We start from the raw sequence: 13,034 nt of genomic DNA, 5'->3' as shown, positions 1-13,034 counted from the left end.
GGCCAATTCCTTTGTGAACTTACAGGGTGAAGCCAGAAACACGACGAAAAACAACGCTCAAGTATCTTTTAGGCAAGGTCTTTTATCAACAATTCCGCGATTTGCACAGCATTGAGGGCCGCCCCCTTGCGCACGTTATCCAGCGTCAGCCACAGGTTCACTTCGCGCTCGCCGCGCAATGCAGGCCGTAGCCGGCCAGCATAGACCACGTCCTGGCCGACCGCGTCGCCCACCGGCGTGGGGTAATCCCCCGCCTCCTCCACCAGCTCCAGGCCAGGCGCGCTGGCCAGCAGCTGATTGATTTGCCCGATATCCACATCGCCTTCGTTCACCAGGCTTACAGTGAGGCTGTCTCCAAAAAATACCGGCACCTGGATGCAGGTGGCCGCTACCTCCAGTAAAGGCAGTTCCAGCACTTCGCGCAATTGCTCATCGATACGCCTTTCAAGGGCGAGGTGGCCAACGGCATCGGGCTTACCCACCTGTGCAAGCAGGTTGAACGCCACCTGCCGATCGAAATGCTGAGGCTCCAGAGGGCGCGCGTTGAGCAATTCTGCGGTTTGCCGTGCAAGCTCCTGAACCCCTTCTCGCCCGGCACTGGACACCGCCATGCATGCAGTGACGGTCAGGCGTTGCGGCGCCAGCAGCGCGCGCAACGGTGCCAATGCGACGGCCAGCGCAACCACCGGGCTGCATGGGCTGATCGCTTCACGCGTGGCGAAGGCCGAGGCGTTGGCCTCGGGGACGATAGCCGGCGCGTCCAGCGCCCCCGCCAGGTCGATGATTGCACAGCCTGCCTGCCGCGCCCGTGGGGCGAAAGCCAGGGTAGTCGCGGGGGCCGCCGCGAAGAATACGAGCCCTACCTGGCTGAAATCGAACGCATCGACCTCGCGCACCCGCAGGTTCTTGCCCCGGAACGGCAGCGACTTGCCTGCCGACTCGAGGCTGGCCAGCACGTGGAGGTTACCCACCGGGAAGTTCCGCTCTTCGAGAACCTCGACCAGGGTTTCCCCCACACGGCCAGTGGCACCGACAATGGCGATATCCAGGGTTGCGGGCATGGGTGAACCTCTTGGGCAATGCGAAGGGGGCGAGACTTTAACAGGGCTGGCACTTGCCCCGCCACAGGCGATAAAAAACCCGCGAACCTTTCAGTGCGCGGGTTGGCTGGATCGGCGGGCGATCAGCGTTCGAGCAGGATGCGCAGCATGCGACGCAGTGGCTCGGCAGCGCCCCACAGCAGTTGGTCGCCCACGGTGAAGGCACCCAGGTACTGCGAGCCCATGTTCAGCTTGCGCAGGCGGCCCACCGGTACGTTCAGGGTGCCGGTGACCTTGGTGGGGGTCAGCTCCTGCAGGCTGGCTTCGCGCTGGTTCGGCACCAAGGTCACCCAGGGGTTGTGCTGGCTGATCAGGCCTTCGATGTCGGCCAGCGGCACGTCTTTGTTCAGCTTGATGGTCAGCGCCTGGCTGTGGCAGCGCATGGCGCCGATGCGCACGCAGATGCCGTCGACCGGGATCGGGTTCTTGAAACGGCCCAGGATCTTGTTGGTCTCGGCCTGGCCTTTCCATTCTTCACGGCTCTGCCCGTTGGGCAGCTCCTTGTCGATCCAGGGGATCAGGCTACCGGCCAGTGGCACGCCGAAGTTTTCGGTTGGGTAAGCCTCGCTGCGCATGGCCTCGGCAACCTTGCGGTCGATGTCGAGGATCGCGCTGGCCGGGTTGGCCAAGTCATCGGCCACCGACTGGTGAGTGACACCCATCTGCCGGATCAGCTCGCGCATGTTCTGTGCACCAGCACCTGAGGCAGCCTGGTAGGTCATGGCGCTCATCCACTCCACCAAGCCCGCTTCGAACAGGCCACCCAGGCCCATCAGCATCAGGCTGACGGTGCAGTTGCCGCCGATGAAGTTCTTGGTACCGGCTTCGAGCCGTTGGTCGATGACCTTGCGGTTGACCGGGTCGAGCACGATGACTGCGTCGTCTTCCATGCGCAGGCTGGAGGCCGCGTCGATCCAGTAGCCCTGCCAGCCGGCTTCGCGCAGCTTGGGGAAAACTTCGCTGGTGTAGTCGCCACCCTGGCAGGTCAGGATCACATCGAGGCCCTTGAGCTCGTCGATGTTGTAGGCGTCCTTGAGCGGGGCGACGTCCTTGCCGATGGCAGGGCCCTGGCCGCCTACGTTCGAGGTGGTGAAAAACACCGGTTCGATAAGGTCGAAGTCTTGCTCTTCCAGCATCCGCTGCATGAGCACGGAGCCAACCATACCGCGCCAACCGATCAGACCAACACGTTTCATCGCAACTGCACCTTGGTTAGAAGTGGGCCACCGCGGCTGTGGTTCACGCGGTGGGCCGGAGAGATTACAGATTTCGCAGCGCCGCGACTACTGCGTCGCCCATTTCCTGGGTACCTACCTTGCGGCAGCCTTCGGACCAGATGTCGCCGGTGCGAATACCGTCGTCCAGCACGCGGCTTACTGCCTGCTCGATCGCATCAGCAGCCTGGGCCTGATTGAAGGTGTAACGCAGCATCATCGATACCGAGAGGATAGTCGCCAAGGGGTTGGCGATACCTTGCCCGGCGATGTCCGGCGCCGAACCATGGCAGGGCTCGTACATGCCCTTGCCAGCCGCATCCAGCGACGCCGAAGGCAGCATGCCGATGGAGCCGGTCAGCATGGAGGCCTGGTCGGAAAGGATGTCACCGAACATGTTGTCGGTCACGATCACATCGAACTGCTTGGGCGCGCGCACCAGTTGCATGGCAGCGTTGTCGACGTACATGTGGCTGAGTTCGACGTCGGGGTAGTCCTTGGCCACTTCCTCGACCACCTCACGCCACAGCTGGCTGGAGGCAAGCACGTTGGCCTTGTCGACCGAGCACAGCTTCTTGCCACGCACACGGGCCATGTCGAAGCCTACCTTGGCGATGCGGCGCACTTCGCTCTCGCTGTAGGGCAAGGTGTCGTAGGCCTGGCGCTCACCGTTCTCCAGCTCACGCTGGCCACGCGGGGCGCCGAAGTAGATGCCGCCGGTCAGCTCGCGCACGATCAGGATGTCCAGGCCAGCCACCACCTCACGCTTGAGGCTGGACGCCTCGGCCAGTTGCGGGTAGAGGATCGCCGGGCGCAGGTTGCCGAACAAGCCCAGTTGCGCACGGATCTTCAGCAGGCCGCGCTCAGGGCGGATATCGCGTTCGATCTTGTCCCATTTCGGGCCGCCCACGGCGCCGAGCAAAACGGCATCGGCCTTGCGGGCGGCGGCCAGGGTCGAATCGGCCAGCGGCACGCCGTATTTATCGATGGCCGCGCCACCGATCACGTCATGCTGCAGCTCGAAGCCCAAGCCGAACTTCTCGTTGGCCAGCTCCAGCACCTTGACCGCCTCGGCAGTGATTTCAGGGCCGATGCCGTCACCGGGAAGAATCAGGATCTGCTTGCTCATGCTTTCCTCTTGATCGCAAACGGCGCTCCTGAGGGAGCGCCAGGTCAATGCTGCGGCGCTAGGGCCTGTTAATCAACGAAACAGCCAGGGCTGGCTCTGGCGGTGGCGGGCTTCGAAAGCCTGGATGGCGTCCGCATCCTGCAGGGTAAGGCCGATGTCGTCCAGGCCATTGAGCAGGCAGTGGCGGCGGAAGGCGTCCACTTCGAACCGGTAGGCCTTGCCATCCGGGCGGGTCACGGTACCGGCGGCCAGGTCGATGTTCAACTGGTAGCCTTCTTCGGCTTCCACTTGCTGAAACAGCTCTTCCACCTCGGCAGCCTCCAGAATGATCGGCAGCAGGCCGTTCTTGAAGCTGTTGTTGTAGAAGATATCGGCAAAGCTGGGCGCGATCACACAGCGAAAGCCATATTCGTCCAGGGCCCAGGGCGCGTGCTCGCGGCTCGAGCCGCAACCGAAGTTCTCACGGGCCAACAATACGCTGGCACCCTGGTAACGCGGTTGATTCAGCACAAATTCGGTATTCAGCGGGCGTTTGGAGTTGTCCTGGTAGGGCTGGCCTACGTCCAGGTAACGCCATTCGTCGAACAGGTTCGGGCCAAAGCCGGTGCGCTTGATCGACTTGAGGAACTGCTTGGGAATGATCTGATCGGTGTCGACGTTGGCGCGATCCAGCGGCGCAACCAGGCCGGTGAGCTGAGTGAAGGCTTTCATGCTGCGCTCCCTTGGGTCAATTCACGGACGTCGATGAAATGGCCTGCCACGGCGGCAGCCGCAGCCATCGCCGGGCTCACCAGGTGCGTGCGCCCTCCGGCACCCTGCCGGCCTTCGAAGTTGCGGTTAGAGGTCGATGCACAATGCTCGCCCGATTCCAGCCGATCCGGGTTCATCGCCAGGCACATCGAGCAGCCCGGCTCACGCCATTCGAAGCCTGCTTCCAGAAAGATCGTGTGCAACCCTTCGCGCTCGGCCTGCTCCTTGACCAGGCCCGAACCCGGCACCACGATGGCTTGCTTGACCGAAGCGGCCACCTTGCGGCCCTTGGCCACTTCAGCGGCAGCGCGCAGGTCTTCGATGCGCGAGTTGGTGCAGGAGCCGATGAACACGCGGTCGAGGCGAATATCGGTAATCGGCTGGTTGGCACGCAGGCCCATGTACTTGAGCGCACGCTCGATCGAGCCGCGCTTGACCAGGTCGGGTTCACGGGCAGGGTCGGGCACGTTCTGGTCGACCGCCAGCACCATCTCCGGCGAGGTGCCCCAGCTGACCTGCGGCATGATCTGTGCCGCGTCGAGATGAACGACGGTGTCGAACACCGCGTCGTCGTCGGATTTGAGGTCTGCCCAGGCGGCCACGGCCTGCTCCCACTGGTCGCCACTGGGGGCGAAGGGGCGGCCCTTGACGTAGGCCAGGGTCTTGTCGTCGCATGCCACCATACCCACACGGGCACCGGCCTCGATGGACATGTTGCAGATGGTCATACGGCCTTCCATGGACAGGTCGCGGATGGCACTCCCGGCGAACTCCATCGCATGGCCGTTGCCACCAGCGGTGCCAATCTTGCCGATCACCGCCAGCACGATGTCCTTGGCAGTTACGCCTACAGGCAGCTTGCCTTCGACGCGCACCTGCATGTTCTTCATTTTCTTGGCCACCAGGCACTGGGTCGCCAGTACATGCTCGACTTCGGAAGTGCCGATGCCGTGGGCCAGTGCGCCAAAGGCACCGTGGGTGGAGGTATGCGAGTCGCCGCATACCACTGTCTGGCCGGGCAAGGTGGCACCCTGCTCTGGGCCGATCACATGGACGATGCCCTGGCGGGGGTCGTTCATCTTGAACTCGGTAATGCCGTATTCATCGCAGTTGTCGTCCAGCGTTTGCACCTGCAGGCGCGAAACCTGATCGACGATGGCTTCGATACCGCCCTTGCGGTCGGGGGTGGTCGGCACGTTGTGGTCAGGGGTAGCGACGATCGAGTCGACGCGCCAGGGTTTGCGCGAGGCCAGGCGCAGGCCTTCGAACGCTTGTGGCGACGTTACTTCGTGGACGATGTGGCGATCGATGTAGATCAGCGACGAGCCATCGTCACGCTTTTTGACTTCGTGCGAATCCCAGAGCTTGTCGTACAGCGTCTTTCCAGCCATCAGGTATTCCTCATCAGGACTTTCTATGCCGTTTCGCCCAGTGACCGTGCGAGGGGGCTTGTAGGTTCGGATGCTATAACGCTAAATTCAATAACTCAAATTCATACTTTTTATTAACTGCATAACGTGAAGGAATTGAGCAGATGGACTTGGCTAACTTGAGTGCGTTCATCGCCATCGCCGAGCTAGGCAGTTTTTCCGCCGCAGGGGAGCGCCTGCACCTGACCCAGCCTGCCATCAGCAAACGCATTGCCAGCCTTGAAAGCCAGCTGGGCAATCGCCTGTTCGACCGCCTCGGCCGTGAGGTGAGCCTGACCGAGGCAGGCCGTGCACTGCTGCCACGTGCCTACCAGATCGTCAATGTACTGGAAGACACCCGCCGCGCCCTGACCAACCTCAACGGCGAGGTGTCCGGCAGGCTCACTCTAGCCACCAGCCACCACATCGGCCTCCACCGCTTGCCGCCTCTGCTGCGGGCGTTTACCAAGCGCTACCCTAACGTCGCGCTCGATATCCAGTTTCTCGATTCCGAGGTGGCTTATGACGAAATCCTTCATGGCCGCGCTGAAGTAGCGGTGATTACGCTGGCACCGGAACCCTACGGCCTGATCAAGGCCACTCACATCTGGGACGACCCTCTGGACTTCGTCGCCGCACCCGAGCACCCACTGGCGCGGCAGCAAGAGGTCACCCCGGCCGATATCGCACAGCACCCGGCCGTATTCCCCGGGAACAACACCTTTACCCACCATATCGTGCAGCATCTGTTTCGTGCCCAGGGCCTGGCGCCGAATATCGCCATGAGCACCAACTACCTGGAAACCATCAAGATGATGGTTTCCATAGGCCTGGCCTGGAGCGTGCTACCCCGCACCATGCTCGATGATCAGGTAGTGCGCCTGCACCTGCCGGGCGTTCAGATGAGCCGCAAGCTGGGCTACATAGTGCATACCGAACGCACGCTTTCAAACGCTGCCCGCGCATTCATGGCCTTACTTGAAGCTGAAATGGCATTTAGCTGACGAACAGCGCAGGTTCCTTTCACTGGCACTACGCCATGGATGCGCAACCGGCTGCACAGACGAAAAAAGGGGGGCGCCCCACCAGGCGCCCCCCCTTCTTGCCTATCGCTACGAAGCGTTCACGCAGCGCTTAGGCGATCACTGCAGAACGGGCTTGCTTGCACCGATCGGAATGCGCTTGGCCTTCGCTTCTTCGGGCACAACACGCAGCAGATCGATGTTTAACAGGCCGCTTTCCAGCGCCGCAGCCTTGACCTCGATGTGGTCGGCCAGGCGGAACGACAGTTTGAAAGCACGCTGCGCAATGCCCTGATGCAGATAGGTCACGCTATCAGGCTTGGCTTCGCGCTCCCGAGTACCGGTCACTGTCAGCACGCCTTTCTCCACTTGCAGCTCCAGGTCCTGTTCCTGAAAGCCTGCCGCCGCCACGACGATGCGGTATTGATCGTCGCCGTGTTTTTCGACGTTGTAGGGAGGGTAGCTGCTACCTGAGTCGTTACGTGCCGCCGACTCGAACAGATCGTTGAAACGATCGAAACCAACCGAGTGGCGAAACAGGGGAGCCAGGGAAAATGCAGTAGTCATGTCAATCTCCTGAGATTCAGCGAGTTAGGTTCTTTACGCGACCCGACTTCGGCATCGCGTACTCGACTAAATGGAGATGGCCTCGGCGGTTTCAAGACCGTTCGTCGGCTGCACGCCGAGCAACCTACCGATGCGATCGCAGTCGGTTTCACGGCGCAGCGCATCGAACAACACCACTGCCTCGGGATAGCTGCGGATCAGCATGGCCAGCCACTGCTTGATACGGCCTGGGGCGTAACGGGGCGATAGCTTGTTCAGGGCCTGAGCCCAGAAGCAGTGAAGCAGCGGCAGCAGCTCGGCCCACGTCATTGGCTCGAAGGCCTCACCGCGTTCGGCGGCAGCGATCTGCCGGGCCAGGTCAGGCCGCGAAACCAGGCCACGGCCCAGCATGACGTCACGGGCGCCGCAGACTTCACGACAACGCCGCCAGTCATCCACTGACCAGATTTCACCGTTGGCATAGACCGGCACCGCTACCGCATCCTGCACCTTGGCCACCCATTCCCAATGCGCCGGCGGCTTGTAGCCGTCGAGCTTGGTGCGGGCGTGCACTACCAGCTGCTCGGCGCCGCCCTCTACCAGCGCCCTTGCGCAGTCCAGCGCACCGTGAGGGCTGGCATAGCCCAGGCGCATCTTGGCCGTTACCGGAATGTGCGAAGGGGTATGCCGGCGCACGGCATTGACGATGCTGTAGAGCAGCTCCGGCTCATTGAGCAGCACCGCCCCGCCACGAGAACGATTGACCGTCTTGGCCGGGCAACCGAAGTTGAGGTCGATGACCGGTGCGCCCAGCTCGGCTGCCACCGCCGCGCTCTCGCCGAGCAGCAGCGGCTCCGACCCAAGAAGCTGAACGCGCAACGGCGTGCCGGCGCGTGTCTGGCTGCCACGGGCGAGCTCAGGTGCCAGCTTGTGAAAAGCGGACGCTGGCAACGCCCGGTCCGACACGCGCACAAACTCGGTCACGCACCAGTCAACGCCGCCCACACGGGTAAGTACATCCCGCAGGATGTCGTCTACCAGGCCCTCCATCGGGGCTAGCGCGATCTGCATGAGCTCAGCCTTGCGGGGCAATGGCGGCGCCATAGCCTTCGATGAATTCGGGCGGCATGCGCTTGGGTTTGCCGGTGGACAACTCGATGCACACGAAGGTGGTCTGAGCACGCAGCAACGTAGTGCCATCGGTCGGGCGCAAGAGCTGGAAGCGGCGGTTCATGCGCAGTTTTTCGTCCCAGTCGACGATCCAAGTGCCCATCAGCAACTGCTCGCCCTCATAGGCGCTAGCCAGGTAGTCGATTTCATGGCGCACCACTGCCATGGCCCGGTCCAACCGGCGGTATTCGGCGAGATCGAGGCCCAGACGTTGTGAGTGGCGCCATGCGCACCGCTCGAGCCAGGTGACGTACACAGCGTTATTGGCGTGGCCGAGCCCGTCGATGTCTTCGGGGCCGACGCTCAGGGGCAAGGTGAACGGCTCAGGTGCGTCCCAGTTCATGTAGCCTCCAGGCAGGATGACTGTCGGAACATTTTCAGGCCGGAAAAACAAAAGGCCCATTCAATATTCGAATGAGCCTTGATTCCCGGAGACCGGGTAAACAGTGGCGTCCCCTAGGGGACTCGAACCCCTGTTACCGCCGTGAAAGGGCGGTGTCCTAGGCCACTAGACGAAGGGGACGCAAACCTTCGAGCAGGCCCGCCGCAGCAGGCCCTGGCAAATTGGTGGAGCTAAACGGGATCGAACCGTTGACCTCTTGCATGCCATGCAAGCGCTCTCCCAGCTGAGCTATAGCCCCAATTTTACGCCTGGCGGCGCGCACGGCAGTTGCCGATGCGATTTGGCGTCCCCTAGGGGACTCGAACCCCTGTTACCGCCGTGAAAGGGCGGTGTCCTAGGCCACTAGACGAAGGGGACGAACCTTCTACCACACTGACCAGCTTGGCTGCTGATCCCGTTGAAGTCAAAACAACCGACTGCAACCTGTGAAATTTGGTGGAGCTAAACGGGATCGAACCGTTGACCTCTTGCATGCCATGCAAGCGCTCTCCCAGCTGAGCTATAGCCCCACTAGCGTGGCACCGTTTGATTTGGCGCCTTGTCGTGGACGGGGCGCATATTAAGGGCCGCCCCCTACCCTGTCAAACGAATTTTCAAAAAAAGCCGAAAATTTTTCCAAAGCCTTTCAAGGGCTTAGGGGTGGCGCGCGCTGCGGCCACCCGTGAAAAGCGACAGCCGGCCGGTTACAGCCCGTTGAACAGCTTCTCCCACTCCTTGTTTTCCTTCTTCGATACCCCCCCCAGCAGGTCCAGTGCCTGGCGCAGGCGGAAGCGCGTGAGGTCGGGCCCGAGGATTTCCATTGCATCGAGCACCGACACGGAACTGGCCTGGCCGGTGATGGCCGCGAACATCAGCGGCATGGCATCTCGCAGCTTCAGGCCCAACGCCTCGGCCACCTGCTGGATGCATTCGGTGATGCGGTCTTTTTCCCACTGGCGCAGGCTCTCCAGCTTCCACAGGATCAACTGCATCAGCTGCCGCACTTGGTCCGGCGACAGCTTCTTGTGGGCGAACAGGCCCGCATCGGGCGACACGCCCCCTTCGAAGAAAAAGCCCGCCAGCGGTGCTATCTGCGAGAAGGTTTCGACACGGCCTTGAACGTGCGGCGCAATGCGCATGAGGTAGTCGCTGTTGAACGCCCACTCCCGGGCACGCGCGGCAAATTGCTCCACCGGCAACTCACGCAGCCACTGGCCGTTGAGCCATGACAGCTTTTCGATGTCGAAGATCGGGCCACCCAGGGAGATGCGCGACAGGTCGAAGTGCTCGACCATCTCATCGAGCGAGAACTTTTCGCGCTCATCGGGCATCGACCATCCCATGCGACCTAGGTAGTTGAGCATGGCCTCGGGCAGGAACCCCATGCGCTCGTAGAAAGTCACCGACGTCGGGTTCTTGCGCTTGGAGAGCTTGCTCTTGTCAGGGTTGCGCAGCAGCGGCATGTAGCAGAGCTTGGGCTGCTCCCAGCCGAAGTATTCGTAGAGCTTGATCAGTTTGGGCGCCGATGGCAGCCATTCCTCGCCACGCAACACGTGGGTGATGCCCATCAGGTGATCGTCGACCACGTTGGCCAGGAAGTAGGTGGGCAGGCCATCGGCCTTCATCAGCACCTGCATGTCCATGCGGTCCCACGGAATTTCCACGTCGCCTCGCAGCATGTCAGGCACGACACACACGCCTTCGCTGGGCACCTTCATACGAATGACGTGCGGCTCCCCTGCGGCCAGCCGGCGCTGCACCTCTTCGGGGCTGAGCAGTAGCGCACGGCCGTCATAGCGTGGGGTTTCGCCCCGGGCCATTTGCTCGGCGCGCATCTGGTCGAGCTCTTCTGCGGTACAAAAGCATGGGAAGGCATGGCCTGCGTCGACCAGTTGCTGGGTGTAACGCTTGTAGATCTCGCTGCGCTCGCTCTGGCGGTACGGGCCATGGGGGCCACCGACATCCGGGCCTTCGTTCCACTCGATACCCAGCCAACGCAAGGCATCGAAGATCTGTTGTTCGGATTCACGCGTAGAACGCAGTTGGTCAGTGTCTTCGATACGCAGGATGAATTCGCCGCCATGCTGTTTGGCGAAGCAGTAGTTGAACAGGGCGATGTAGGCCGTGCCAACGTGGGGGTCGCCGGTAGGCGATGGCGCGATGCGGGTGCGAACAGTGGTCATGGCGATCTCGGAAAGCAAGGTGATGGCGCGAAGCTCGAGCGAGGCCTGCTACAACAGCCCCGACGCAAACCTGGGATTCTAGCCAAACTACTCCCTGGCGGGCCACCACCGCTTCACCCTGCCATCAGTCGCTCACGCAACTTGGCGATCTCGTCACGGGTGTTGGCCGCCGCTTCGAATTCCAGTTCCCGAGCCTGGCGGAGCATCTGTTCCTCGAGTACGCCGATACGCTTGGCAACCTCCTCCGGCGTGCGCAGCTGGGTTTGCGTGGCGGCCTGCTCGGCCTTGGCAGCGGCCTTGCGCTTTTTGCTACGCCCGCCCGGCACGTTGGCGCCTTCGAGTATGTCGGCGATGTCCCGCACCACGCCCTTGGGCACGATGCCGTGAGCCTGGTTGAACGCCAGCTGCTTTTCTCGACGCCGTTCGGTTTCGTTGATCGCGCGCTCCATGGAGCCGGTCATGTTGTCGGCGTAGAGGATCGCCTTTCCGTGCAGGTTACGCGCCGCACGGCCAATGGTTTGAATCAGTGAGCGCTCCGAACGCAGGAAGCCTTCCTTGTCGGCGTCCAGAATAGCGACCAGCGACACCTCCGGCATGTCGAGGCCTTCACGCAGCAGGTTGATCCCCACAAGCACGTCGAAGGTGCCCAGGCGCAGGTCGCGAATGATTTCCACACGCTCGACGGTGTCGATGTCAGAGTGCAAGTAGCGAACCCGCACGTCATGGTCGGCCAGGTAGTCGGTAAGGTCTTCGGACATCCGCTTGGTGAGCGTGGTGACCAGCACACGCTGGTCCAGCGCCACGCGCTGGCGGATCTGCGAGAGCAGGTCGTCGACCTGGGTGCTGGCGGGGCGCACTTCGATCTGCGGGTCGACCAACCCGGTGGGGCGCACCACCTGCTCGACAATGCGGCCGGCGTGGTCGGCCTCATAGGGCCCGGGCGTAGCCGACACGAAGATGGTTTGCGGGCAAGCCGATTCCCATTCCTCGAAACGCATGGGCCGGTTATCCAGCGCCGAAGGCAAGCGAAACCCGTACTCCACCAAGGTCTCTTTGCGCGACCGGTCGCCTTTATACATTGCACCGACTTGCGGCACGCTGACGTGCGATTCGTCGATGACCAGCAGCGCATCGGCCGGCAGGTAGTCGTACAGCGTGGGTGGCGGCGCACCTGCCGGGCGACCTGAGAGGTAGCGGGAATAGTTCTCGATGCCGTTGCAGTAGCCCAGCTCCAGCATCATCTCCAGGTCGAAGCGGGTGCGTTGCTCAAGGCGCTGGGCTTCCACCAACTTGTTGGCACCGCGCAGGTACTCGAGCCGTTCCTGCAGCTCGACCTTGATGTTTTCCACCGCCCCCAGCAGCGTTTCGCGTGGGGTGACATAGTGGCTCTTCGGGTAGAAGGTGAAACGCGGCAGCCGGCGGATCACCTCGCCCGTCAGTGGGTCGAAGGCGGAGATGGTTTCCACCTCGTCGTCGAACAGCTCGATGCGAATGGCTTCGAGGTCGGACTCTGCCGGGAAGATATCGACCACGTCGCCGCGCACCCGGAACGTGGCACGAGCGAAGTCCATTTCGTTGCGGGTGTACTGCAGCTCGGCCAAGCGCCGCAGCAGCTCACGCTGGTCCATGCGGTCGCCACGGTCGACATGCAGCACCATGCGCAGGTAGGTTTCCGGGCTGCCCAGGCCGTAGATGCACGACACGGTCGTCACGATGATGGTGTCGGGCCGCTCAAGCAGTGCCTTGGTGGCCGACAGGCGCATTTGCTCGATGTGGTCGTTGATCGAGGCATCCTTCTCGATGAAGGTGTCCGATGACGGCACGTACGCCTCGGGCTGGTAGTAGTCGTAGTAGGAAACGAAGTACTCGACCGAATTGTTGGGGAAAAACGCCTTGAATTCGCCATACAGCTGCGCGGCGAGGGTCTTGTTCGGCGCCAGCACCAGGGTGGGGCGCTGCACCTGGGCAATGACGTTGGCCACGCTGAAAGTCTTGCCGGAGCCGGTGACGCCCAGCAGCGTCTGGTGGGCAAGGCCTGCATCGATGCCTTCGACCAGCTGGCGGATGGCCTCGGGCTGATCACCTGCGGGCTTGTATTGCGTAACCAGCTCGAATTTCGACATCAAGAC

At 62.2% G+C, this 13,034-nt stretch carries 11 protein-coding genes and 4 tRNA genes; 1 reads left to right on the top strand and 14 read right to left on the bottom strand.

Translation table 11 applies throughout. The features are described 5' to 3' along the window. Positions 1–68: 68 nt before the first annotated feature. From F474_RS08400 to leuC, 5 genes are all read right to left on the bottom strand, one after another. Positions 69–1,061, bottom strand: a complete 993-nt coding sequence (locus F474_RS08400) for an aspartate-semialdehyde dehydrogenase (RefSeq protein WP_097085587.1) — start codon at positions 1,059–1,061, stop codon at positions 69–71. 122 nt (positions 1,062–1,183) lie between these two features. Beyond that, positions 1,184–2,296, bottom strand: a complete 1,113-nt coding sequence (asd, locus tag F474_RS08395; RefSeq protein ID WP_097085588.1) for an aspartate-semialdehyde dehydrogenase — start codon at positions 2,294–2,296, stop codon at positions 1,184–1,186. A gap of 64 nt (positions 2,297–2,360) precedes the next feature. Continuing rightward, positions 2,361–3,443 (bottom strand): 3-isopropylmalate dehydrogenase, encoded by a 1,083-nt coding sequence (gene leuB / locus F474_RS08390; protein ID WP_097085589.1) that lies wholly within the window; start codon positions 3,441–3,443, stop codon positions 2,361–2,363. 72 nt (positions 3,444–3,515) lie between these two features. Further along, a complete protein-coding gene (leuD, locus tag F474_RS08385; RefSeq protein WP_097085590.1) occupies positions 3,516–4,154 on the bottom strand; it encodes a 3-isopropylmalate dehydratase small subunit in 639 nt (212 codons plus the stop codon). Further along, a complete protein-coding gene (gene leuC, locus F474_RS08380; protein ID WP_097085591.1) occupies positions 4,151–5,584 on the bottom strand; it encodes a 3-isopropylmalate dehydratase large subunit in 1,434 nt (477 codons plus the stop codon). Before leuC ends, leuD begins: the two co-directional genes overlap by 4 nt. A gap of 143 nt (positions 5,585–5,727) precedes the next feature. Here leuC and F474_RS08375 point away from each other — a divergent pair, with 143 nt between their 5' ends. Beyond that, a complete protein-coding gene (locus F474_RS08375; protein ID WP_097085592.1) occupies positions 5,728–6,606 on the top strand; it encodes a LysR family transcriptional regulator in 879 nt (292 codons plus the stop codon). 138 nt (positions 6,607–6,744) lie between these two features. On the opposite strand, the gene F474_RS08370 is transcribed toward F474_RS08375, so the two are convergent. The 9 genes from F474_RS08370 to uvrB all read right to left on the bottom strand — a co-directional run bounded on the left by F474_RS08370 (position 6,745) and on the right by uvrB (position 13,028). After that, positions 6,745–7,191 carry an Hsp20 family protein gene (locus tag F474_RS08370; protein ID WP_097085593.1) on the bottom strand — a complete coding sequence of 149 codons (447 nt, stop codon included), beginning with the start codon at positions 7,189–7,191 and terminating at the stop codon, positions 6,745–6,747. 66 nt (positions 7,192–7,257) lie between these two features. Continuing rightward, a complete protein-coding gene (locus F474_RS08365; RefSeq protein ID WP_097085619.1) occupies positions 7,258–8,241 on the bottom strand; it encodes a tRNA-dihydrouridine synthase in 984 nt (327 codons plus the stop codon). A 4-nt stretch (positions 8,242–8,245) separates the two neighbouring features. Further along, a complete protein-coding gene (locus tag F474_RS08360; protein WP_097085594.1) occupies positions 8,246–8,683 on the bottom strand; it encodes a thioesterase family protein in 438 nt (145 codons plus the stop codon). 104 nt (positions 8,684–8,787) lie between these two features. Then, a tRNA-Glu gene (locus tag F474_RS08355) sits at positions 8,788–8,863 on the bottom strand. A 42-nt stretch (positions 8,864–8,905) separates the two neighbouring features. After that, a tRNA-Ala gene (locus F474_RS08350) sits at positions 8,906–8,981 on the bottom strand. A gap of 43 nt (positions 8,982–9,024) precedes the next feature. Continuing rightward, positions 9,025–9,100: transfer RNA gene (locus F474_RS08345), tRNA-Glu, on the bottom strand. A 76-nt stretch (positions 9,101–9,176) separates the two neighbouring features. Further along, positions 9,177–9,252 (bottom strand) — tRNA-Ala (locus F474_RS08340). A gap of 174 nt (positions 9,253–9,426) precedes the next feature. Continuing rightward, positions 9,427–10,905: a glutamate--tRNA ligase gene (gene gltX / locus F474_RS08335; protein ID WP_097089025.1), complete on the bottom strand. Its 1,479-nt coding sequence runs from the start codon at positions 10,903–10,905 to the stop codon at positions 9,427–9,429. Positions 10,906–11,018: 113 nt separating this feature from the next. After that, positions 11,019–13,028 carry an excinuclease ABC subunit UvrB gene (uvrB, locus tag F474_RS08330; protein ID WP_097089023.1) on the bottom strand — a complete coding sequence of 670 codons (2,010 nt, stop codon included), beginning with the start codon at positions 13,026–13,028 and terminating at the stop codon, positions 11,019–11,021. Between the last annotated feature and the right edge of the window lie 6 nt (positions 13,029–13,034).

The organism is Pseudomonas sp. URIL14HWK12:I12 (assembly GCF_003097135.1).
GTDB lineage: Bacteria > Pseudomonadota > Gammaproteobacteria > Pseudomonadales > Pseudomonadaceae > Aquipseudomonas.
The sequence above is the reverse complement of the archived record's forward strand: the minus strand, read 5'-3'. Positions and strand labels throughout refer to the sequence as shown.